The 22,002-nt window shown below is 63.7% G+C and carries 20 protein-coding genes; 14 read left to right on the forward strand and 6 right to left on the reverse strand.

Going from position 1 to position 22,002, the window contains the following annotated elements; translation table 11 throughout:
* The first annotated feature begins 533 nt into the window (after positions 1-533).
* The 3 genes from AC1VON_RS10540 (at position 534) to AC1VON_RS10550 (ending at position 4,484) form a co-directional block, all read left to right on the forward strand.
* Positions 534-1,937 carry an NAD(P)/FAD-dependent oxidoreductase gene (locus AC1VON_RS10540; protein ID WP_483121986.1) on the forward strand — a complete coding sequence of 468 codons (1,404 nt, stop codon included), beginning with the start codon at positions 534-536 and terminating at the stop codon, positions 1,935-1,937.
* A 40-nt stretch (positions 1,938-1,977) separates the two neighbouring features.
* Positions 1,978-3,105 carry an ABC transporter ATP-binding protein gene (locus AC1VON_RS10545; protein ID WP_483121988.1) on the forward strand — a complete coding sequence of 376 codons (1,128 nt, stop codon included), beginning with the start codon at positions 1,978-1,980 and terminating at the stop codon, positions 3,103-3,105.
* 362 nt (positions 3,106-3,467) lie between these two features.
* On the forward strand, positions 3,468-4,484 hold the full coding sequence (locus tag AC1VON_RS10550) for a Zn-dependent oxidoreductase (protein ID WP_483121990.1): 1,017 nt from the start codon (positions 3,468-3,470) through the stop codon (positions 4,482-4,484).
* 5 nt (positions 4,485-4,489) lie between these two features.
* On the opposite strand, the gene AC1VON_RS10555 is transcribed toward AC1VON_RS10550, so the two are convergent.
* The 6 genes from AC1VON_RS10555 to AC1VON_RS10580 all read right to left on the reverse strand — a co-directional run bounded on the left by AC1VON_RS10555 (position 4,490) and on the right by AC1VON_RS10580 (position 11,005).
* Complete coding sequence (locus tag AC1VON_RS10555; protein WP_483121992.1) at positions 4,490-5,203, reverse strand: cyclase family protein; 714 nt, start codon at positions 5,201-5,203, stop codon at positions 4,490-4,492.
* Entirely contained in the window at positions 5,200-6,138 is a 939-nt protein-coding gene (locus AC1VON_RS10560) for an ABC transporter permease (RefSeq protein WP_483121994.1), read from the reverse strand. The genes AC1VON_RS10555 and AC1VON_RS10560 overlap by 4 nt, the downstream gene beginning before the upstream one ends.
* Complete coding sequence (locus tag AC1VON_RS10565; protein WP_483126303.1) at positions 6,135-7,055, reverse strand: ABC transporter permease; 921 nt, start codon at positions 7,053-7,055, stop codon at positions 6,135-6,137. The genes AC1VON_RS10560 and AC1VON_RS10565 overlap by 4 nt, the downstream gene beginning before the upstream one ends.
* A gap of 46 nt (positions 7,056-7,101) precedes the next feature.
* A complete protein-coding gene (locus AC1VON_RS10570) occupies positions 7,102-8,592 on the reverse strand; it encodes a sugar ABC transporter ATP-binding protein (protein ID WP_483121996.1) in 1,491 nt (496 codons plus the stop codon).
* 13 nt (positions 8,593-8,605) lie between these two features.
* Entirely contained in the window at positions 8,606-9,694 is a 1,089-nt protein-coding gene (locus tag AC1VON_RS10575; RefSeq protein ID WP_483121997.1) for a substrate-binding domain-containing protein, read from the reverse strand.
* Positions 9,695-9,757: 63 nt separating this feature from the next.
* The gene (locus AC1VON_RS10580) at positions 9,758-11,005 is read right to left on the reverse strand and encodes an enolase C-terminal domain-like protein (protein WP_483121999.1); all 1,248 of its coding nucleotides are present in this window, start codon (positions 11,003-11,005) and stop codon (positions 9,758-9,760) included.
* 153 nt (positions 11,006-11,158) lie between these two features.
* On the opposite strand from AC1VON_RS10580, the gene AC1VON_RS10585 reads away from it, so the two are divergent.
* From AC1VON_RS10585 to AC1VON_RS10635, 11 genes are all read left to right on the forward strand, one after another.
* Complete coding sequence (locus tag AC1VON_RS10585; RefSeq protein WP_483122001.1) at positions 11,159-11,908, forward strand: GntR family transcriptional regulator; 750 nt, start codon at positions 11,159-11,161, stop codon at positions 11,906-11,908.
* A 169-nt stretch (positions 11,909-12,077) separates the two neighbouring features.
* Positions 12,078-12,548, forward strand: coding sequence for a hypothetical protein (locus AC1VON_RS10590; RefSeq protein ID WP_483122003.1), 471 nt, complete (start codon positions 12,078-12,080; stop codon positions 12,546-12,548).
* Between the two features lie 56 nt (positions 12,549-12,604).
* Positions 12,605-13,507, forward strand: coding sequence for an ABC transporter substrate-binding protein (locus AC1VON_RS10595; RefSeq protein ID WP_483122005.1), 903 nt, complete (start codon positions 12,605-12,607; stop codon positions 13,505-13,507).
* A 10-nt stretch (positions 13,508-13,517) separates the two neighbouring features.
* Entirely contained in the window at positions 13,518-14,405 is an 888-nt protein-coding gene (locus tag AC1VON_RS10600) for an amino acid ABC transporter permease (RefSeq protein ID WP_483122006.1), read from the forward strand.
* A gap of 8 nt (positions 14,406-14,413) precedes the next feature.
* Complete coding sequence (locus AC1VON_RS10605) at positions 14,414-15,202, forward strand: amino acid ABC transporter ATP-binding protein (RefSeq protein ID WP_483122008.1); 789 nt, start codon at positions 14,414-14,416, stop codon at positions 15,200-15,202.
* A gap of 34 nt (positions 15,203-15,236) precedes the next feature.
* Entirely contained in the window at positions 15,237-16,346 is a 1,110-nt protein-coding gene (locus AC1VON_RS10610) for an L-tyrosine/L-tryptophan isonitrile synthase family protein (protein WP_483122010.1), read from the forward strand.
* Positions 16,343-17,203 carry an ROK family protein gene (locus AC1VON_RS10615; RefSeq protein ID WP_483122012.1) on the forward strand — a complete coding sequence of 287 codons (861 nt, stop codon included), beginning with the start codon at positions 16,343-16,345 and terminating at the stop codon, positions 17,201-17,203. Before AC1VON_RS10610 ends, AC1VON_RS10615 begins: the two co-directional genes overlap by 4 nt.
* Positions 17,204-17,225: 22 nt before the next feature.
* Entirely contained in the window at positions 17,226-18,044 is an 819-nt protein-coding gene (locus AC1VON_RS10620) for a FadR/GntR family transcriptional regulator (protein ID WP_483122013.1), read from the forward strand.
* Positions 18,045-18,158: 114 nt separating this feature from the next.
* The gene (locus tag AC1VON_RS10625) at positions 18,159-18,926 is read left to right on the forward strand and encodes a 6-phosphogluconolactonase (RefSeq protein ID WP_483122015.1); all 768 of its coding nucleotides are present in this window, start codon (positions 18,159-18,161) and stop codon (positions 18,924-18,926) included.
* Between the two features lie 459 nt (positions 18,927-19,385).
* Positions 19,386-19,676, forward strand: a complete 291-nt coding sequence (locus AC1VON_RS10630) for a cold-shock protein (RefSeq protein WP_483122017.1) — start codon at positions 19,386-19,388, stop codon at positions 19,674-19,676.
* Between the two features lie 418 nt (positions 19,677-20,094).
* Entirely contained in the window at positions 20,095-21,984 is a 1,890-nt protein-coding gene (locus tag AC1VON_RS10635) for a bifunctional sugar phosphate isomerase/epimerase/4-hydroxyphenylpyruvate dioxygenase family protein (RefSeq protein ID WP_483122019.1), read from the forward strand.
* The last annotated feature ends 18 nt before the right edge of the window (positions 21,985-22,002 follow it).

Below are 22,002 nucleotides of genomic sequence, written 5' to 3' on the forward strand. Positions count from 1 at the left end.
ACGCTACGAGGCGCTGCGGCAGGCCGATTGGGTGCATCTCGGGACGAACTCCGGCCAAGAGCTCGTCCGCAGGCTCGTCGCGGATGGCATGCCCTTCAGCATCGATGTGTCCACCCGGCATTTCGAGCTTTCGCTGGAAGGCGTGCCGCTGGTCTTCGCCTCCGGCCCGGACGATCCGGCCGAGGCCGTGGAACCGCTGATAGCGCGGTTCAGGGCAGCGGGCGCGCGCCAGATCGTGGTCACCTGCGGCAAGCGCGGCTCCTTCTACGATGACGGCGGCAGCGTGACCGAGGCGGGTTCGGTGCCGGTCGCCGTCGTCGACACCTGCGGCGCGGGGACAGCTTCATCGCGACCTTCATCACGTCGCGCTTCTTCGCGGAGCGTTCGGGCAGGGCCGCTCTCGATCTCGCCGCCGAAAGGGCATCGGAAACCTGCACCCATCTCGGCGGCTTCCCGCAGCCCATCCGGGCGATCCCGCAATGGTTGCTCGCCAAATATGACGATGTCATCCGCGGCACGCAGAGGACCGGAACATGAATACCATCACGATGCGGCCGCCCGTCGCGGCGGCGAAGGCCGACCGTTCCTACTGGCTGTGCAGCATTGCGGCCGACGCCGCCACCGAGTCCTTGCAGGGCGCGGCGGACTGCGATGTGGCAATCGTCGGCGGCGGATATGCCGGCCTGTGGACGGCCCTGCGGATCAAGGAACAGTCGCCTGAAACGCGCGTCACCGTGCTCGAAGCCGATTTCTGCGGCTCCGGCGCCTCAGGCCGCAATGGCGGCCAGGTTCATAGCTGGTTCGCCGAGATCGACATGTTGCGCGCGCTTGTCGGCGAGGACGATGCGCTGATGCTGTGCCGGGCGACCGCCAACGCCATCGAGGAACTGAACGGCCTCCAGACCTCCGGCGCCGTGGATATGGGCCTCAGGCTGGACGGCTGGCTGTGGACCGCAAGTTCGACCGCGCAGGAAGGGGCCTGGGCCGCCGCCCGCGACCTCTGCCTCGCGCTCGGCGAAGAGCGCTTCCAGCCGCTTCAGCGCGCCGACATCCTGCGCCGCACCGGCTCGGACGTTTCCTATGTCGGGATCGTCGAGGAGAGGGCGGGGACCGTGCAGCCCGCCAAGCTCGCCATCGGCCTGCGCCGGCTAGCCCTTGAAAGGGGCATCGTCATCCACGAGCGGAGCCCGGTCGTCGAAATCACGCCCGGTCCGCGGCCACGACTGCGCACGGCCGGGGGGGTGCTTGCCGCCGGCAAGGTGGTGCTCGCCACCAATGCCTGGCTTTCGGCCATTCCGGAACTGCATCCCTACCTCTATGTTGTGAGCAGCCAGGTCATCGCGACCGCGCCGGCGCCCGACATTCTCGAGCGGATCGGCTGGACCGAGGGCGCCTCGATCTGCGACGCGCAGCACCATGTACTCTACTACCAGCGCACGCCGGAAGGCACGGTCATCTTCGGGCGGGGCACGGGCGGCATCGCCTATGGCGACCGCATCGATGGCCGGTTCAACCGCAGCGGCGACGGCGGCGCGGACAACATCCGGGAATTGCACCGGGTCTATCCGCAACTCAAGGACGTGCCGGTGCTTTGCGACTGGACCGGCCCGATCGACTGCACGGCGGAGCACCTGCCGGTCTTCGGACATCTGAAGGACCACGCGAACATCTTCTACGCGATGGGTTTCAACGGCACGGGGATCGCGCAGACCCCTGTCGCCGGCCGCATCATGGCAAGCCTCGTCCTCGGGCGTGACGATGCGTGGAGCCGGTGCGGGCTCGTCGGCATCGGCAAGCGCACGCGGCTTCCGCCCGAACCCCTGCGCTATCTCGGCGCCCGAGTCGTGCGCCGCGCCATCCGGCGAAAGAACGACCTCGAAATCCTCAACAGGAGGCCGGACGCGGTGACGCGATTTCTGGCCGGGCTAGCTCCCTGACTGTGCATGCCTCCGAAATCAAACCAATGGGATGGGAACGATGGCCGATTTGTCGCTAAGAAACATTCGCAAGGTTTATGGCGATTTGGAGGTCCTGCACGGCATCGACCTTGAGATCAAGTCGGGAGAGCTCATCGTCTTCGTCGGCCCGTCGGGCTGCGGAAAATCCACATTGCTGCGATCGATCGCCGGCCTCGAGACGATCACCTCCGGCGAACTCGTCATCGATGGCGAGCGAATGAATGCCGTCGCGCCCTCGAAGCGTGGCATCTCCATGGTGTTCCAATCCTATGCGCTCTACCCGCACATGACGGTCTACGAGAACATGGCTTTCGGGCTGCGCATAGCCGGAATGATCAAGGCCGAGATCGATGAGCGGGTGCGCAAGGCCGCCGAAATCCTTCAACTCGACAAATATCTCGAGCGCCTGCCGAAGGCGCTTTCCGGCGGCCAGCGGCAGCGCGTGGCGATCGGCCGCGCCATCGTGCGCAATCCGCGTGTCTTCCTGTTCGACGAGCCGCTCTCCAACCTCGACGCCGCGTTACGCGTCGCCACCCGCATCGAGATCGCCAAGCTGAAGCAGAGCATGCCCGACGTGACGATGATCTACGTCACCCACGACCAGGTCGAGGCGATGACGCTGGCGGACCGGATCGTCGTGTTCAAGGATGGCAATATCGAGCAGTTGGGCACACCGACCGATCTTTACCGGAAGCCCGCGAACCTCTTCGTCGCCCAGTTCATCGGCTCGCCGGCAATGAACATCCTGAAAGGAACGGTCGTCGACAGCACCGGGACATCGGCGCGCTGCCAACTCGACTGCGGCATCACTCTCGATCTCGCTGTGGAACCTGGCAGGGTTTCGAAAGGCGAGGCCGTCAGCATCGGCGTCCGCCCGGAAAACCTGCGGATCGCCGAGGGCAAGGGGCCCGATCCTGCATTTGTCGGATCCATCGATCTCGTCGAGCATCTCGGAGAGGTGCAGATCCTCTATGTGGACCTGCCCGGCGTCAGCGAAAAGTTCCTGGTCAAGGTGGATGGGGAGAGTTCCGTTGCGCGCTCGCAGAGCGTCCATTTCACCGTGCGGCGGCGGGATATACACATCTTTGACGCCTGTGGATACGTCGTTCCGGTTGTGAGCGGGCTCGACAGTCTAACCGACGACTAACTATAACCCGATCGCGCCCGTACCCAGGCACTTCAGGCGGAATTCGAACTCGGTTCAGCAAATCAACTTAGCAATAGCCATGGTCGCCACTTGCAGCCCCATTTGCTTCTTCCGCCCTACCCCGCGACGCGTGTCCCCGCAACCAATTTCATCATAAATCAATAACCGTCCCGGTCTAACCGGGACGGTTTTTGGTTTAAAGGCACACGGGCTTTCCGGACGACGGCCCCGACGCATGGCACTCCCGTTCAGTCTGCTTTTCCAATGATCTCAGGAGCTTATGTGGTGTGCTCAGCGCCGAACGCTTGACGCTTAGTCTGTCATGAGCAATTGTCGACTAGTATACAAGTCAGAGGCGCCACGTGATCGAAATCATTGTCCATGCACCGCGGGACTTGCAGATCCGTCAGGGATCAATGCCCGAACCTAGTCCGGGAGATGTCGTCATTCGAGTCGATCAAGCTGGCATCTGCGGCTCCGATATTCACATCCTGCATGGTTCCAATCCATTCGCCGTCTATCCGCGTATCATCGGCCATGAGTTCGCCGGCACGGTGACGGCGCTGGGCGAGGGCGTCAGCGGTCTTGCCATCGGCGACCATGTGGTGGTCGATCCCGTCGTGTCCTGCGGCCATTGCTATCCCTGCCGGATCGGCCGCTCCAATGTCTGCGCCAACCTCGAGGTGATGGGCGTCCATCGCGACGGCGGCTTTCGCGACCATGTCGCCGTGCCGGCGCGAAACGCCGTGCCGGTGCCGGCCGACATGCCGTTCGGGCTGGCAGCACTTGCCGAACCGTTTTCCATCGCCGCCAACGTGCTCGACCGCACGGGATGCGGGCCGGAGGATACCGTGCTGATCTACGGCGCCGGCACCGTCGGTGTCACCGTGCTGCAGGTCGCAAAACTCTGCGGTGCGCGCTGCATCGTCGCCGATATCGACAAAGCAAGGCTTGAGCGGGCAACCCGCTTCGGCGCCGATCGGGTCATCGACTCGGCGCGAGAAAAGGTGCCGGCAGCGGTGCGGGCCGAAAATGATGGTCTCGGCCCGACTTTGGTCATCGACGGCGCCGGCATTCCCGCACTGCTCGACGAAGCTTGCCGGGTGGTGAGCCCGGCCGGGCGCATCGGCCTGCTCGGCTTCTCCGATGCGCCATCCAATCTCAGCCAGCAGGAGGTGGTACGCAAGGAACTGACAATCGTCGGTTCACGGCTGAACCGGCGGCTCTTGCCGCGCGTCGTCGAATGGCTGGCCGAAAAGCGCCTCGATCCGCAAGACATGATCACGCAGGTCTTTCCGGCGCAGGATGCGCATGCCGCCTTCGAGCTGATCGAGAAGGAGCCGCAGCGCACGCTTAAAGTGCAGTTGCATTTTTCCTGAGCCGGCTAGGAAGCCGAACCGTCGATCAAAGCCACGGCGCGCAGCGGCGATCCCGTGCCGTTCTCGATCGGCAGTGGCAAGGTGATCAGGAACGAGAAGGGCGGCAGCTCGCCGAGCCGGGCAAAATTCTCCCCGATCAGGATGCCGGCCGAAAGCAGCGCGTTATGCGCGGGGAAATCCTCGTTGCCGAAGCAGTCGACCGACAGACAGTCGGTGCCGACGATGCGCGCGCCGCGCTCGATCAGCAGGTCGCAGGCCTGCCGCGACAGGCCGGGCCAGTCGGCGAGGAACGAAGCATGGTCGGCCGGGTCGTCCCAGAACCTGTCCCAGCCGAAATGGAAGAAGACGGCGTCGCCGGGTTGAATAGCGCCATGCTCGGCTTCGAAAGCGAGCATGCGCTCCGGTTCCACCGCTTGCCTTGGCCCGCAATCGCGCGCGTCGATCCTGACCATGCGGCCGAAGAAGCGCTCGACCGGGATTTCGGCAATCGTCGCGCCGCCGCGGATGAAATGCACCGGCGCGTCGAAATGCGTGCCGGTGTGCTCGCTCATCGCCAGCGCGTGGTTGCAAGCGGGATCGCCGCGGTCCCAGCTCTCGACCATCTCCTGGCAATAATGCGGATGCGTCGGCCACACCGGCATGCCGACTTTCATCGGGTGCGTGAGATCGACGAAACTCACGGCCCTGGTGTCGAACAGTTTGGAAAGCGTGTCGCTCATCTTGCGCGGGGCCTCGGCACCAACGCCACGATCAGGATGATCAGCGCTCCAGTCAGAAGGAAGCGCACGCCTGCCTGGATGCCGAAGGTGTTGAGCATGGTGGACATCAGATTGAAGAACAGTGCCGCTCCCCATATGCCCAACGCGTTGGCCTGTCCACCGGCGACGCTGGTGCCGCCGAGCACGACGACAGCGATCGATTCCAGCAGATACGCATCGCCCATGTTAAGGGCGGCTCCCCCACTGAAGCCGGCAAGCAGGAAGCCGGCGAGTGCCGCGGCTGTGCCGCAAAGCATATAGGCGATGAGGCGCACGCGCCCCACCTCGATGCCGGCAAGTCGCGCCGCCGCCTCGCTTTGTCCGGTGGCTAGCAACTGCCGGCCCCAGACGCTGCGCTTCAGCACCAGCATTGCGAGCAACGTCAGCGTCATCACCGCCACCGGCATCACCTGCACGCCGGCTATGTTCATCGCGGTGAAACGGGACAGGGCGGCCGGCGGCTTCAGCGTCGCCTGGCCGCCTAGATTGAAGGCTAGTGACTGGAAGACAAAACTCCAGGCAAGCGTGGCGATGATCGGCGGCAGCCGCAGCATTGCGATGGCAAAGTAGTTTGCCGTGCCCGCCGCTGCGCCGACGGCCAGCGCAGCAAGCAGCCCCGGCAGCAGCATGCCGTCGGCGCCTTGCATCACCGTCATTGACACATAGGCGGCAAGGGTCAGCACCGACGGCACTGACAGGTCGATGTTGCCCGGTCCGGAGGCGACGACAAGCATCTGTCCGGTGCCGACGACGACGCTGAAGGCGCCGAAGGCAAGCGCCCCGGCAAGTGTAGCGCCGGCGCTGCCGAAGCCCGAATAGGCGGTCGTCGCCGCCCACATGGCCAAAGCCACGATGAAGCCGTAGGTCCAGGGCGCAAGGCTCAGGCGGCCTGTCATCGGGTGCGCTCCGCAAGTAGTACGCGCCCGGCCAGCACCAGGAACAGGATGACGCCTTGTGCGCCGATCTGCCAGGTCGGCGGCACCTGCAGGAAGGCGAGCAGCGAGCCGGCGAGCGACAGCGTCAGCGCGCCGATCACCGTGCCAACCGGAGAGACCACTCCGCCGGTGAAGGCGCCGCCGCCGAGGATCACCGCGCCGACGCCGAGCAGCGTGTAGGCCGGCGCGACATTGGCGTCGCCGGAGGTGGTGAGCCCGGTCAGCGTCAGCCCGGCGAGGCAGGCAAGCAGGCCGGCGGCGGCATATACGGCGACGCGGATACCGGTGATTGACCAGCCGGCACGTTCCACCGCACGCGGATTGCCGCCGGCGCCGCGCAGCACCGCGCCATAGGACGAACGCGTGATGACTAGATGCCCGGCCCCTGCTGCGATCAGCGCCAGCCAGAGCGGCAGGGGCATCAGCGGCGGCTGCCAGCTCATGAAGCCTGAGAGCCAGGCCGGCGCCAGGCCACCCGGCGCCGGTAAAAGGATCACGGCGATGCCCAGCCAGACGAAGGACATGCCGAGCGTGACGATGATTGACGGCAGTTGCCTGGTATGGATGAGCAGGCCGAAACCGGCATAGGCGGCGACCGCTGCAAGATAGGCAAGCATCGTCAGCGCCGGCCAGTCATTGAGGTAGAGCGCGGTGACGCAGGTGACGAGGCCGACAAAGGCGCCGTTCGACAGATCGATATCGCCCAGCATGATCACCATCATCTGCGCAAGTGCCGCCAGCACCAGCGGTACGGAGAGCTTGAACAGAAGGTTGAAGCCGAAATAGCTCATCGCCGCTGGCCGGATCCAGAAGATGACCGCCAGCATCGCCAAAAGCGCGATCGCCGGCAGGCCGACCTGCAGCGCGTTGAGCAGCATGCCCGTGCGCGTCGCGCGTGGGGCGCCGAACCGGGCTGCGGCGGCCTCAGCCATGCTCCCCTCCGAACGAGGCCTGCAGGATGCTGCCGGTCTCGATGGCATCGCCCTCCAGCCGCGTGGCTGCGCGGCCCTCGCGAAAAACGTAGATGCGCCCGCAATTGGTGAGCTCTTCGAGCTCGGTTGTGTACCAGACGAAGGAGCGGCCGTTCTCGGCCTCGGCGCGGATCAGCCGGTAGACCTCCTGCTTGGTGCCGACATCGACGCCGCGCATCGGATCGTCAAGGAAGATCACTTGCGCGTCCGACGCCAGCGCGCGGGCGAACAGCACCTTCTGCTGGTTGCCGCCGGACAGCGACAGGATCGGCGTGTCGATCGAAGGCGCCTTGACCTTGAGCCGTTCCGACCAGGTCTCGGCCAGCTTGCGGCCGGCGGCGCTTGAAATCATGCCGCCGCGCGTCAGCGCATTCAGGCTGCGGATGGTCAGATTATCGGCGATCGACCACAGCGAGAACACGCCTTCCGAGCCACGGTCGCCAGCGACATAGGCGCCCGGCAAGGGCTCGCGCTGACGGCGCGCGGCATAGAACATGGCGCGCAGCCGCTCGCGCTGGCCGTGGCCATCGAGCCCGGCGAAACCGATGATCTCGCCCTTGCCGACTTCAATGGCCAGATCGGCGGTGTCGCGACCGGCATGCCGGATCACCGGACCTTGCACCGAGGCCGCCTTGCCGCCGGAGCGGTCGCGCGGCCGTTCGATGCTGCCCATCAGTTCGACCAGTGCGGTGCGTGACAGGCCAGCGGTCGGTCGCTCGGCGACGACCTTGCCGTCGACCATGACGACGGTGCGGTCGCAGACGGCGAGGATCTCGTTCAGGCGATGAGTAATCAAAATGCAGGCAATGCCGCGCCCTGCCGCGCGGCGGATATGAGCGAGCAATTGTTCCGTCGCCTCGTGGCCGAGCGCCGAGGTCGGCTCGTCGAGAATGACGGCGCGCAATTTGATGCCGGTCTGCGTGAAGGCGCGCGCAATCTCGACCATCTGTCGCTCGCCGATCGTCAGGTCAGCGACTTTCCTGTCGAGATCGATGCCGTGACCGGGGAAGATCTCGTCCAGCACCGGCCCGATCACCTGGCGGGCGCGTCGACGCCAGCCCGGTCCGCGCAGAGGCCTGTGTACGATGCGGGTGTTTTCCGCCGACGTCAGGTTGGTGCAAAGCGACAGTTCCTGGAAGATGCAGCGCAGTCCGGCCTGCTGGGCGCTAGCAGCACTCCAGGCACCAATCTCGCGCCCGCCGAGGTGGAAGTCGCCGCTGCTGCGCTCGACCGTGCCGGCAAGCACGTTCATCAGCGTCGACTTGCCGGCGCCATTGTGGCCGACGAGGCCGACGACCTCGCCGGGTTTCAGATAAAAATCCACGCCGCCCAGGGCATGCACGGCATCATAGTGCTTGCGGACATCGCGTACCTCGATGAGGAGGCTGTCAGCATTGCATGTCTCTGCTGAGTCCATCTTGGGCGGCGTGGGATCGTTCATCATTCAGCCATGCTGCTCATTTCGGCGCGGGAACGCCCGGCAGAGGCTCCTTCTTTACGTTGGCGTCGATGATCTTGGCCACCAGTTCCTGCGGATATTCGGCATTGACGACGCCCCCTTCCGGCACCGTCTTCAGCCAGGCGTCGAGATCGGGCTGGTTGATCTGCAGCAGCGGCACCTCGACGAATTTTGGCACCTTCTTGCCGGCCAGGATCTGCTGCGCTACCCAGAAGGCGACCTGCGACACGCTCGGCGTCGCGCCCAAGGAGAAGGTCTGGTAGCCGCTCGCATCGTGCTCCTGCTTCCACAGCGCCAGCTCATCCTGGCGGTTGCCCATGATGATGATCGGCAGCGGCCGGTTGGCGGCCTTGAATGCCTGCGCGGCACCATAACCGTCGCCGCCCTGCGTCAGCACCGCGTCGACCTGAGGCAGCGACGGCAGGATGCCCGACACTTCCTTTTGCGCCACGGTCGCCGTCCACTGGCCATAGACCTCGCCGACGGCCTTGTAGCTGGCGTGAGCCTTCATCGCCTTCTCGACGCCTTCATGCAGGCGCTTGTCGAAGCCATCGCCGGCCATGCCGCGGATTTCGAGGATGTTGGCCGGCTTGTCGCCGAGCTTGCTGGAGATGAAATCGAGTTCGGCCTTGGCATAGGAATCGAGGTTGTAGTCGACGACGTAGGCACAGGGTTCGGTGACGCCGCTGGCGAAGGCGACCACGGTGATGCCGGCATTGCAAGCATCCTTGATGGCGCCGTTGAGCGCGGTGTCGGAGCCGGCAAGGACGATGATCGCGTCATAGCCCTGCAGGATCAGGTTCTCGATCTGGCTAGCCTGTTCGGTCACCGAATTGTTGGAGCTGACGACGGCGGTGGCGGCGACCTGCTTGTTGGCCACGGCCTTGGCGCCCATCTCCTCGAAACTCTTGATCATCACCTGGCGGAAGGAATTGCCGGCGTAGGAATTGCTGAAGGCGATCTTCTTGGCCGACGTGTCGCCCTTAGCGATGCCGTCATCGGCGCGCGCGCCGATCGCAGCGAGGCAGGTGCAGCCGAGCAGAGCTGCGGCGAACAAGGCTGTGCGGGCCGTTCTGGTGCTTGTCATTGTCGTTCTCCTCCGGTTGGTAGTCATAGCGTCCTCCCGCCGACCCGTACGAGGCAAAAATCGTCAGCCGAGCCCGAGATCGGGCACGGCTGCATCCTTGTGGTCGGCGAAGTCGGTGTTGGGCAAAAGCGGATACCAGCCTGGGCGGCCAGGATCGCGGTCATAGGCATAGCCGCCAAGCGAGCGGTAGAGCTCGGCATAGGTCTCGAGCTTGTCGCGGTCGAGTTCGACGCCGAGGCCCGGCGCCTCCGGCACGGCGATGGCGCCGTTCTCGTAGCGCATCTTGCCGCCGACGATGATGTCGTCTCGGAGATGGTGGTAGTGCGCGTCGGCCGTGAAGACGAGATTGGGCAGCACGGCGCCGAGATGCAGCATCGAGGCGAGCTGGATGCCAAGCTCTCCGGACGAATGCACGGCGATGCCGAGGCCGAATGTGTCGCAGGTCTGGGCGGCGCGCACGCAGGCCCGTATGCCGCCCCAGAAGGTGGTGTCGAGCAGGATGACGTCGACCGCCGGGTCGCGCACATTGGTGGCAAGCTGCTCGAAATCGATGACGATCGTGTTGGTGGCAAGCGGGATGGAGAGTTTTTCGCGCAGCCGCCGCATACCGGCGAGCCCCCAGGTCGGGTCCTCGAAATAGTCGTTGTTGAGGTCCGAGATTGCCTGGCCGAAGCGCAGCGCCTGCTCGACCGAGAGTGCGGCGTTCGGGTCGTAGCGCAGCGTGTCGCCCGGGAATTCCGCTGCCAGCGCCCGGAAGCACTCCAACTCAAAGTCCGGATGGAACACGCCGGCCTTGAGCTTGTGGGCGCGAAAGCCGTGCTCGGCCTTCAGCGTGCGGGCGTGGTCGAGCAATTGTTCGACGGTACGCACCTCGCCCTTGCCGGTGCGGCGGTCGGCATAGCGGAAGAACAGATAGGAAGCGAAGCCGACACTGTCGCGCACCTTGCCGCCGAGCAGCTGGTAGACGGGTACGCCGAGCTTCTTGCCGATGATGTCGAGGCAGGCGAATTCCAGCGCCGCATGCAGCTGGGTGCGGTTGTTGTAGAGCGATGCCGTCGGATTGCAGATGGCATAGCGCATGCGGTTGAGATCGAAGGGGTCATGGCCGACGAGGTAGGACTTCAGCCCGGCGAAGGCCGCTTCCGCGCTGGCGCCGCCGCCACCCATTTCACCGAGACCGGTGATGCCTTCGTCGGTCTCGACCTCGACCACGGTGCGCACGAAGCGGCCCCAATGAGTGCCGTTGCTGTGGCGCAGCGCCGCCTCCAGCGGCACGGTGACCGTGGTCGCCCTGATGTCCGTGATCTTCATGCCGGCTCCTCACCCATCAGCTGGAGGTGTCATACACACTACCATGGTAGTATGTCAATTGTGAATGAAGCGGGCTTTGGCGCTTGAGTTGCGGCGCGCGCGGTGTCATGACCGGAGCAGAGGGAGACGTCGGATCGGCGGCAGGATTTAGTCATGGAGACCAAGCTTCCGGAGACGAGGCTTTCAACCGGCCGCGGCAAGACCGCCGGCCAGCGCGATCCGTCGCGGGTGCTGGAGCCGGTCAACAACCGCTTGCCGATCTCGCCGCAGATCTATGAGCGGCTGCGCCGTGCCATCACCACGCTGGTCATGCTGCCTTCGGAGGCTTTGAGCGAGCAGGATCTTGCCCAGCAGCTCGGCGTCAGCCGCACCCCGGTGCGCGAGGCGTTGATCCGCTTGGCCGACGAGGGGCTGATCGACATCCTGCCGCAGCGCGGCAGCTTCGTCGCGCCAATAAGGCTGAGCGATGTCGAGGAGGCGCAGTTCATCCGCGAGGCGCTGGAGGTGGCGGTCGTGCAGCGGCTGGCCGGCCATGGCTCGAATGGCTTCCTTGCCGCCGTCAGGGCCAATCTCGTCCTGCAGAAGCAGGCCGTGGCCGGTGACGATCGCGAGCAGTTCCTCGAACTCGACGAAGCCTTCCACCGCAGCCTGTGCGAGGAGGCCGGCCTGTCAAGAAGCTGGCGGGTGATCCAGGTGGTCAAGCTGCAGATGGACCGCGTGCGCTATCTCAGCTTGCCCGATCCCGGCCACCTCGAAACACTGCTCGCCCAGCACGCGGCGATCTTCGAGGCCATCGAAAAAGGCGATCCCAAACAGGCCGGCCAGCATATGACGGCGCATCTGCGCGAAGTGCTGCGCACCGTGCAGCACCTAAACGCGACGCGTCCCGATCTGTTCGGATAACTGATAAGAAGCGCCTCTCCCGACGGCGAACGTGAGCCAGCGATGCCGAGTGGCGGTAATGGGCTTTGGGATCGGGCGATCGTCCGTCCGTTTTTGTGTTGACTACCTTGATGCCACGCTGAATGCCCGTGACGGCTTTGCCGCTTCGTTCCACGGCTCGCTGTCACAGATGAGGAAGTGGCAGGATGCGGCACTTGGCGTGAACGGTTCGGATGGCGGCGTCTCGCATTCCTACCCGCCCTTCGACCTCTGGGTGGAGGGCACCTATGCCGGTTACAATGGCGAACGCAGCGGCCGGTTTGGCCTGTTCACCGTCGGCACGGATTATGTGATCAATCCCAATTTGCTGATTGGCGGGTTCACCCAGGTCGACACGATGAACCAGACATCCGGCACGACGGCTTCCGGCACCGGCTGGATGGCCGGCCCGTATGCCACTGTGAGCCTCACCGACCAGATGTTCTGGATGCTGCGGGCCGGCTGGGGCCGCTCCGGCAACAGCCTTTCGGACTCTGGCGACTTCACCTCAACAAGGTGGCTGGCCTCGACGGAAGTCGCGGGCAAGTGGAATGCGGCCGCCGCAACGAGAGTCGGGGTTTCCAGCATGGAACATTCAAAGAGAAACTCTATTGCACTTTAAAGGTAAAAAGAGTATCCCTTTTAACGTACCTGTTTTCAAGGCTAAGGGAGAGCCAGATGAACTCACCACGCTTAAGAGGCAGCCTTGCTGCCGCCGCTGTGATCGCCGCCTTCCTGCTTTCGGCCGGACCCAGTGCGGCGCAGGCGCCGTTCGAGATCACGGGAAACATGAAGGCATCCGCCGATCTCGCCAAGCGTCTGCCCAGTGACGTTAAGGCGCGCGGCGTGCTCAACGGCGCGACCACCGATGGCAATGCGCCTTGGTCGTTCATCGATCAGGCCACCGGCAAACCGGCTGGCGTCGACGCGGATCTCCTCAACGAAGCGGCAAAGCGGCTCGGGCTCACCGTCAACTGGAGCGACGTTCAGTTCACTGCCGGCATCCCCGGCGTCCAGTCCGGACGCTTCGACTTCTATGTCAGCGCCATGGCCGACACGCTGGCGCGCGAGAAGGTCGTCGACTTCATCGCTTACTCCAAGGAAGGCTCTGGCGTCATCGTGCCGAAAGGCAATCCGCAGAACATCGCCAAGATGGAAGATCTGTGCGGCAAACGCGTCGCGATCGTCACCGGCTCGCTATTCCCCGATATTGTCAAGAAGCTGAACGAGAGCTGTTCTTCGCCGGTGGTGCTTAGCGAAACCGCTGACCAGACCGGGCCCTATCTTGCCGTCGCCAGCGGCCAGGCCGACGCGACCATGAACACCTATGGCGTCAGCAACTATACGCTGAAGACCGCGACCGAAGGCATCCAGACCAAGCTGGAGCTGTCGCCGGTGGCGCTGTTCGCGCCGGCGAACCAGGGTATCGCCTTCTCCAAGAAGACGCCGGACCTGGTGGCGGCACTCGCCGGCGCCATGCAGGGGATGGTCGAGGACGGCACCTACAAAAAGATCATGGACAAGTGGCAGGTCGGCGATGGCGGGCTCAACCCCATCCTGATCAATGCGGCGCTCTTCTAGACCCGCTGCCTTGACCTTGGTCACCGAGATCTCTCCCAGCAGCGTGGACGCGGCACCTGGCCCGCACATCCGCCGCCGGCCAGGCGCCCGGATCTTCTCGACCCTCACCGCCGTCGCCGCGCTGGTCGTGGTGCTGGCGCTGGCAGGGATCGTCGTCGGCAGCGGCAGCATCCATTGGGAAGTAATCGGCGAATATTTCTTCGCGCCGGTGATGCTGAGCGGCGTCGCCACGACACTGATGCTCACCGTCGTGTCGCTTGCAGGCTCGGCGGTGCTTGGCACATTGTTGGCGGCGATGCGGATCTCGAAGAACTCGGTGCTGCGCGTCATAGCGGCGGGCTATATCTGGTTCTTCCGTGGCACGCCGCTTCTGGTGCAGATCGTGTTCTGGTTCAATCTCGGACTGTTCCTGCCGCGGCTCAGCATTGCCGGCTTCACAGTCTCGACCAACACGCTGGTGACGCCGACCACGGCGGCGCTGCTCGGCCTGTTCCTGAATGTCAGTGCCTTCATGTGTGAGGTGATCCGTGGTGGACTTCTTGCCGTCGATACCGGCCAGACCGAGGCGGCGCTGTCGATCGGCATGACGCCGCGCCGCGCTCTGCTGCGCATCGTGCTGCCACAGGCGATCCGTGTCATCCTGCCGGCGGCGGGCAATCTCGCCATCGACCTTCTGAAGGCGACCTCGCTTGTCTATGTGATCGGCACCAAGGAGATACTGGGCACGGTGCAAGGCATCGCCGCGCAGAATTTCTACGTCATCGAAATGCTGATCGTGGCCTCGCTCTGGTATCTGGTGCTGGTCTCCATCGCCTCGGCCGGCCAGTCATGGCTGGAGGCGCACCTGGCCAAGGGCGTGGGCGCGGGGCCGAGCCCAACCGCCAGGCCGAACCTCTAGGGATGGCGATGATGGCGACAAATCCCCAGTCGGACGCGGTCCGCATCAATGGCCTCAGGAAATCGTTCGGCAGCTATAGCGCCCTCAACGGCATCGACCTGACGGTGGCGCGGGGCCAGGTGGCCTTCATCATCGGGCCTTCCGGGTCCGGCAAGAGCACGCTGCTGCGCTGCGTCAACAGCCTGGAGAGCTATGATGGCGGCGAGCTCTGGGTCGACGACTATCTGGTCGGCGCCGAACGGCGCGGCGGCGGTTGGATCGAAGCCTCGGCCAAGGTCACCGCAGCGCGTCGGGCGCGCATAGGCATGGTGTTCCAGCGCTTCAACCTGTTTCCCAACATGACGGCGCTGGAGAATGTGACCGCCGGCCTGCGCCTGGTCCTCAAACAGGGGGAAAGAGTGGCCTTCGAACGGGGCAGGGAATTGCTGGCACGCGTCGGCCTCGGCGACCGCGGCGATTCCTACCCATCGCAACTGTCCGGCGGCCAGCAGCAGCGTGTCGCAATCGCCAGGGCGATTGCCGCCAATCCGGGCATCGTGCTGTTCGACGAGCCGACCTCGGCGCTCGATCCCGAACTGGTCGGCGAGGTGCTGGCGGTGATGCGCGATCTCGCCCGTGACGGCATGACCATGCTGATCGTCACCCACGAGATCAGCTTTGCCGAGGATGTCGGCGATGTCGTGCATTTCATCGACGCTGGCAAGGTCGCGGAATCGGGCCGACCCGCCGATCTGATCCGCCATTCGAACAACCCGCGCACCGCCGAATTCCTGGCCCGCATCCGCAAGCCCGACTGATTGACTGAAAGCCTGACTTTCCGAAAGCATGAGCATGTCCAGCCCCTACATCTATATCAACGCCACCTTGCCCAGAACTTTCACGCCGCCTGAAATCGCCGGCAAGGCGGAGCTGGACGCCGCCGGGCTGCGCGAACTGATGAGTGTCAACGATGTCGCGATCGCGGCCACGGGGGAGGGGGGCGTCGCCGAGCGGCTGCTGTCCATCTTCAGCCATCCCGAGGTGCTGTTCGGCGACCCGACCTTCATCGTCGCCAACCGTCAGATGTGGCTCGATCGGCTGAACGTCTTCATTGCGAGGAACAAACCCATCGAATTCGTCGCCATGGCTTTCCCCTACAAGGTGCCGAATCCGTTGAAAACGCAGCGGCAGGCGCCCGACCTTGGCGAGGCATTGATGCTGCGGCGCTTCCAGGCCGTGCTCGACGCGACCGGCGCCGTCTACCCTCCAGGCGGGCGGTTGACCATCCTCGAGGAAGGCATCTTGGGACGTTGCCAGGGCGTCGACCCACGCCGCATCGCCGCCTATCGGGCCGGCATTTCCGGCGTTGCGGCCCTTTCGGGCATTGATCCCGACCGGATCGGCTTCCACAGCCTTGACGACATGGTGACGACAATTCCCAATTTTGAAGCACGCTGGATCCATGAGCAGGAGCGGATGCGCGAGCTTTGGCAGCAGGGCGATGCGGACGTCCGCGCGACCTATGCGACCACCGTGGCGGCATCGCGGACCTCCGTGCCGACATTCGATTACGATCCGCAGGTGCTGGCCAGGGCCTATGATCCCGAACAGAGCGATTCCGCCCTGCGCTATGTTCGAGACTATGTCGACAAGGTCGCCCACCGGCAGTTCTTCGCCTATCGCTCGCTGCTGTCGTTGCGCGATTCCACCGGCTATCTGCATGATCTGCGCCCGCACGCGCTCAAGCTGACCGTCTCGCCCAAGCCCGAGAATCTGGCGGTGGTGCCGGTCAATGGCTGGTCGCGGGTGTTGCCCTATCACGGCGTGCCGGTGCTGACGGCCGAGGACCGCTGGGAGATCGCCTATTTCGGCGCGCTGGGCGCGTCCTATGGCCGGCTCGAGGCGCTGCATCTCAGCGGCGATGCCGATCCGTTACCGATCGCCTACAGGGCCGTGGCATGAGCGCGGCGCTCGGAGTCGATATCGGCGGCACCAAGATACAGTTCTGCGCGATCGGGGCTGACATGAGCGTGACGCCACTTGGCCGCACGCCGAGCGCGCTTATGCGGCGGGGCACGACGGCCTTCGCCAGCGACCTCGCCCAGCTTGTCCGCTCGGTCGCGCCGCCGGGCTGCGAGCGCGTGGCGGTCAGCCTCAACGGCGTACTCGACCGAGGCACCGTGATCTATTCCTCGCTGATGGGCGGCCGCGTCGGCTTTCCGCTCGAAACCTTCCTGACGGAGCGGCTCGGCTGTCCGGTCATCGTCGACGATGACATCCATGCCATGACCAAGGCTGAAGCCAAGCTTGGCGCCGGGCGCGAGGCCGCCGCCTTCGCCATGCTGAATGTCGGGACCGGCATCGGCGTCGGCTGCTACAGCGGCGCGGTGCTGCGCGGGCATTTCGCCGCCGGGCTGATTTCCGAGCAGAGCGTCTACGTCGAGGAACTTTGCGAGTATCGCTCGCTCGACCGCACGGTGTGCGGCCGCGGCATCCGCGAGATGTACAAGCAGATCGCCGCCGAGGATGCGGATGCCATAACCGTATTCGGCAGGGCGAGGGACGGCGAGAGCCATGCGCGCACGACGGTTGCGATCTTCGCCCGTTATCTCGGCTATGTCATGCAGCTCATTTCGCGATTCTACCATCCCGAACGGATCGTATTGAACGGGTCCATCCGGTTGGCGGCGCCAGATTATCTGGATACGGCCGTTCAGTTCTATGGCGCCGGTATCGAACCGGCGTTTCTTGCCGATGTGAGCGTTTCCGAACTCGATCATGCGGCCGAGCTTGGCGTGCTCCTTCGTGATGCGGCATAAGATGAGGACGATGGAGGAGACTGTGAAGAGACCGAAGACCAAACCGGAGCCGGAAGCGACCGGAACGCAAGGCATTTTCGCGCCGATCAAGGTCCATCGTACCTTCGAGGCGGTGATCGAGCGGATCATAGACGCGATCGACGCGCAAGGGCTCGGCGAGGGCGACCGGCTGCCCAACGAGAAGGAGATGACGGCGCTGCTGGAGGTGTCGCGGCCGACTTTGCGGCAGGCGCTGCGCATCCTGGAGAATTCGGGCGTGCTGCGCATCAAGCCCGGCCAGGCCGGCGGCGTGTTCGTTGCTTCGGGCATGATTCCGCTCGATGTCGTGGGCAAGAACATCGCGCATGAATCGCATCACGTGGCGGAGCTGATCGCCACGCGCCGGCTGCTGGAGCCGATCGTCTATCACCTGGCCGCCGAGAACGGGACAAGCGAGGAGTTCGACCGGATCGAGGACACGATCCGGCTGATGGACCTGCATATCGCCGATCCCAAGATGGTATGGCGCGCCGACGGCATGTTCCACAGGCGCATCGCGCATGCCGCGCGCAATCCGATCCTGCTGCGGGCGATGTCGGGCATCTACCGCCAACTCAGCCCGTTGCGCGGGGCGCTCGACAATGACGAACGGCATGCACGCCACATGATCGCCGTGCACTCGCGGCTGCTGGACGCCATGCGCGCCGGCGACCACGAGCGCCTCGAAGTGCTGTTGCGCCAGACCTTCGTCGATCTCGAAGCGGAGTTCAAAGTGGACGCACCCTATAGCGTGCGCTGGGTTTCGGCCGGCGAAACCGACACGCCATCCGGCCGCGGCAAGACGGGGCCGCCGAAGCCTTAGCGGCTGCCGACGCCGGACCAACAATCAGACCCAAAGACTTTGCCCTGCGCGGCCTCCCGCCGCGCATGCCCCAGCTTTGTCCGGGCTAGCACCCGAAAACGAAAGGAAGAAGCAATGGAAGATCTCAAATACGACCAGCTCCAAGTCCTGGTCGCGGCGACCGACAGGGAGCTTGGCGAGGCGGCTGCCGAGGATCTGGCAAGCGTGGTGAAGGGGGCACTTGCCAAGAAGCCGGAGATCGCCATCATCATGGCGCTCGGCGCTGCTCAGGAGGCCTTCTACACCGCGCTGCGCGCCCGCACCGACATCGAATGGTCGCGCATCACCGTGCTCCATGTCGACACCTATATGGGCGTCGCCGAAAGCCGGACCGAAAGCGGCGCGTCGCGCATGCGCAAGCACCTGCTCGATCATGTCAAGCCGAAAGCGTTCTTCCCCATGCAGGGCGACCATATGCCGGTTGAGGAGGAACTGGCCCGCTATACCAAGCTCTATAACGAGCTCAACCCGGTGCTGTGCGTGGTCGGCATCGGCAACAGTGGCCACCTTGCCTTCAACGATCCTCCCGCCGATTTCGACACCAAGGACGTCATCCGCGTCGTGGCACTCGACGAGACGACGCGCAACCAGGTGAAGAGGGCAGGTATCTTCAAGACGCTCGACGAGGTGCCGTATTACGGTCTTTCGCTGACCATGCATGCGCTGCTCAAGCCGAGCCGCGTGCTGGCGCTGGTCCATGACGCCGACAAGGCGGGAGTGATCAAGCAGCTTCTCGAAGGCCCGGTGACGTTCATGTGCCCGGCATCGCTTTTGCAGAAACAGCCGCATGCCAAGCTCTATCTGAACCAGCCAGCGGCGGCGCAACTTAAAAGGCGCAACTGATCCGGAGACGTCGGATCTCGAACAAGCGTCATCCCCAAGGCCATGGGGATGACGGCGTCGGAAGGGCAGGTCTGACAAAGCATTTTTCAGGGGAGGAGATCGACTCTACGCCCGCAACTTCCAGGCCATCGAACTGCCGATCGTGGCGTCGCTCCGTACCTGGCGCGTATGGTTCTCGCCCAAGGTGATCGGTCCAGGAAGCCGTCGAGCTATGCTCGAGAAGCTTGCGAGGAGGCAACGGTCTGAAACGAGCCTGCCAGCGGCGAACTCTGGCTGGTGTGATTGATGTCGACTTCGGTCTGCGTCGAGGTAGTCGCGCCGTTGGGTGGCAACGAGGCAGCAGGGATGGGCAGGCCTTATTCGATGGATCTTCGTTAGCGAGCTGTTGCGTGTGTTTCCGAGGGGACGTGTCTCAAGGTCACGGTCGAAGAGAGCCAGAGGGGTCATCAGGTCACGCAAGTGCTGGAGATCGGCGATCAAATCGCGAAAACTCCCGCACATGCGCGCCTCGCTGAAGGACCCATCGCCGGGGTGGATATGCAGCTGGAGAGTGAAGGCACGGTCAAGTGGTACAATCCCGAAAAGGGCTTCAGCTTCATTGCGCCTGACGACGGTGAGAAGGACGTCTTCGTCCATGCCACTGCGCTGTCCCGCTCAGGGCTCAGTACGCTGGTCGAGGGCCAGAAGGTGTTTGTCCAGTGCGGGCAGGGCAATAAAGGCCTTGAAGTCCGGGCCATTCGTTTCGCCTAGACGCCAATGTTGGCCACGCCGAATTGCCCTCATACATAGAAAAAGCCCGCTGCCGGGAGGAGGTGGCAGCGGGCTCGATATGAAATGCAGCGCGGGAGGAGGTGCGCCGCATTCAGCGTCGGCATCGCATCTGGGAGGAGTAGATGGCCGATAACAGGACCATATCGATGGCTGCGGATATTGCAATGCACAATTTTCATATCGCACATGCGAAGGCGCTGCCTGGCCGAGCGTCCCGATGGCGGCTCCGCTCAGCGTGCGGTAGGTTTCCGGACGTGCCGATCTGACGGCTCAATTCCAGGGATATGTCGGCGGCATCAGGACAAGCAGCCCCGGACCGGACCTCACCCTCAAGCCAGTTTGCGGCTCATCACATTCATGCTATATTCGAACTAGATAGTACATTTTGGAGGCGAGCATGAAGACCTCGATCGCTACGGTGTCGGTCAGTGGTGGGCTCGACAAGAAACTGGAAGCGATCGCGGCAGCCGGTTTCGATGCCGTGGAAATCTTCGAAAACGACCTTCTGGTCTTCGACAGTAGTCCTCTGGAAGTCGGAAAGATGGTCCGGGATAAAGGCTTGAAAATATCACTCTTCCAACCTTTTCGTGATTTCGAAGGAATGCCGGAAGCCCAACGTAGCCGAACCTTCGATCGCGCCGAACGCAAGTTCGACATGATGCAGGAACTTGGTACCGATCTGCTGCTGGTCTGCTCGAACGTGTCCGCACCTGCGCTAGGCGGGCTTGACCGGGCGGCGTCGGATTTCTACGAACTTGGGGAAAGAGCCTCCAGACGCGGCTTGCGGGTTGGCTACGAGGCACTGGCCTGGGCCAAGCATATTCACGATCATCGCGACGCTTGGGAAATTGTCCGCCGCGCCAACCATCCGAATATCGGCTTGATCCTCGACAGCTTCCATACGCTGGCTCGAAAGGTCGACGTCAACTCGATCCGCTCCATCCCGAAGGAGAAGATCTTCATCGTCCAACTTGCCGATGCGCCGCTGATCGACATGGATCTGCTTTACTGGAGCCGGCATTATCGCAACATGCCGGGCGAGGGGGATTTGCCGGTTACCGAGTTCATGCGAGCGGTAGCGGCAACGGGCTATGACGGCTATTTCTCGCTTGAGATATTCAACGATCAGTTTCGCGGAGGTTCAACACGGATGATTGCCCTCGATGGGCAGCGGTCGCTGATCTACTTGGGCGACCAGGTGCGTCGAGCGGAACCTGATGTGGCCGCGACGATGCCGGAAATGCCCGATCGAATCGAGGTTCAAGGGATTTCGTTCATCGAATTCGCGACGGCCGGAAGTGACGCCGATGAGATGACCGCGCTTCTGCGCGCACTCGGATTTCGCAGGGTGGCGCGCCACAAAGCAAAGAAGGTCACCGTCTACCAGCAAGGCGAGATCCGCATCGTTATCAACACCGACACAGTCGGTTTTGCCCGTTCGGCCTATAATATGCACGGGACCACAGCCTATGCGGTCGGACTGCAGGTCCCCAATGCCGCAGACGCGGTTGAGCGGGCACTCGGATTGGGCGCAGAGGAATTCAAGCAAGTCCCGGGCTCAGGCGAGACGAGAATACCGGCAGTCTTCGGACCTGGCGGCGCCGTGTTCTATTTTCTTGACCAGACGAGCGACCTAGCCAGCGTCTGGGGCAAGGATTTTGTCGCGGAGCAGGACGGGGAAGCTGAGATGCCAGCGGGGCTTCAATCGATCGACCACATTGCACAGACGGTCAAATACGATGAACTTCTGACGGCTGTGCTCTTCTATACGTCCTTTTTGCAAGTGGAGAAGACGCCAATCGTGGATATCATCGATCCTGCCGGTGTGGTGCGTAGCCAGGTTATGGCAAGTCCGTCAGGCAGTTTCAGAGCGACCTTGAACGGTGCCGAGAACCACTTGACATTGGCCGGACATTTCATCGCCGAGAATTTCGGTTCCAGCATCCAGCATCTGGCCTTCCTTACCGGCGACATCTTCGCCACGGCGCAAGCGTTGCGCTCAAACGGATTGATGCCACTGGAGATCAGCCGCAACTACTACGACGATATTGAAGCGCGGCTGGGGCTCGATCCAGATTTCGTGGAACGATTGCGCGATGCCAACATCCTCTATGATCGTGACGATGCCGGTGAGTATTTTCAGCTTTACAGCCCGGTCTACGGCGAAGGCTTCTTCTTTGAAATCGTCGAACGGCGCGGCTATCGCGGCTACGGTGCGCCGAACGCCATCTTCCGGATCGCGGCGCAGAAGCGGCATATACGGCCCGAAGGCATGCCGCGCAGTTGACGGATTCCGTGCTCTGGG

It is taken from the genome of Mesorhizobium sp. HAY1-8B, assembly GCF_056868045.1.

Bases quoted from the DNA above. Each gene is read 5' to 3' on its own strand.
- AC1VON_RS10540 (WP_483121986.1), top strand. From the start codon at position 534: ATGAATACCATCACGATGCGGCCGCCCGTCGCGGCGGCGAAGGCCGAC.
- AC1VON_RS10545 (WP_483121988.1), top strand. From the start codon at position 1,978: ATGGCCGATTTGTCGCTAAGAAACATTCGCAAGGTTTATGGCGATTTG.
- AC1VON_RS10555 (WP_483121992.1), bottom strand. From the start codon at position 5,203: ATGAGCGACACGCTTTCCAAACTGTTCGACACCAGGGCCGTGAGTTTC.
- AC1VON_RS10560 (WP_483121994.1), bottom strand. From the start codon at position 6,138: ATGACAGGCCGCCTGAGCCTTGCGCCCTGGACCTACGGCTTCATCGTG.
- AC1VON_RS10565 (WP_483126303.1), bottom strand. From the start codon at position 7,055: ATGCTGCTCAACGCGCTGCAGGTCGGCCTGCCGGCGATCGCGCTTTTG.
- AC1VON_RS10570 (WP_483121996.1), bottom strand. From the start codon at position 8,592: ATGATGAACGATCCCACGCCGCCCAAGATGGACTCAGCAGAGACATGC.
- AC1VON_RS10575 (WP_483121997.1), bottom strand. From the start codon at position 9,694: ATGACAAGCACCAGAACGGCCCGCACAGCCTTGTTCGCCGCAGCTCTG.
- AC1VON_RS10580 (WP_483121999.1), bottom strand. From the start codon at position 11,005: ATGAAGATCACGGACATCAGGGCGACCACGGTCACCGTGCCGCTGGAG.
- AC1VON_RS10585 (WP_483122001.1), top strand. From the start codon at position 11,159: ATGGAGACCAAGCTTCCGGAGACGAGGCTTTCAACCGGCCGCGGCAAG.
- AC1VON_RS10590 (WP_483122003.1), top strand. From the start codon at position 12,078: ATGAGGAAGTGGCAGGATGCGGCACTTGGCGTGAACGGTTCGGATGGC.
- AC1VON_RS10595 (WP_483122005.1), top strand. From the start codon at position 12,605: ATGAACTCACCACGCTTAAGAGGCAGCCTTGCTGCCGCCGCTGTGATC.
- AC1VON_RS10605 (WP_483122008.1), top strand. From the start codon at position 14,414: ATGATGGCGACAAATCCCCAGTCGGACGCGGTCCGCATCAATGGCCTC.
- AC1VON_RS10610 (WP_483122010.1), top strand. From the start codon at position 15,237: ATGTCCAGCCCCTACATCTATATCAACGCCACCTTGCCCAGAACTTTC.
- AC1VON_RS10615 (WP_483122012.1), top strand. From the start codon at position 16,343: ATGAGCGCGGCGCTCGGAGTCGATATCGGCGGCACCAAGATACAGTTC.
- AC1VON_RS10625 (WP_483122015.1), top strand. From the start codon at position 18,159: ATGGAAGATCTCAAATACGACCAGCTCCAAGTCCTGGTCGCGGCGACC.
- AC1VON_RS10635 (WP_483122019.1), top strand. From the start codon at position 20,095: ATGAAGACCTCGATCGCTACGGTGTCGGTCAGTGGTGGGCTCGACAAG.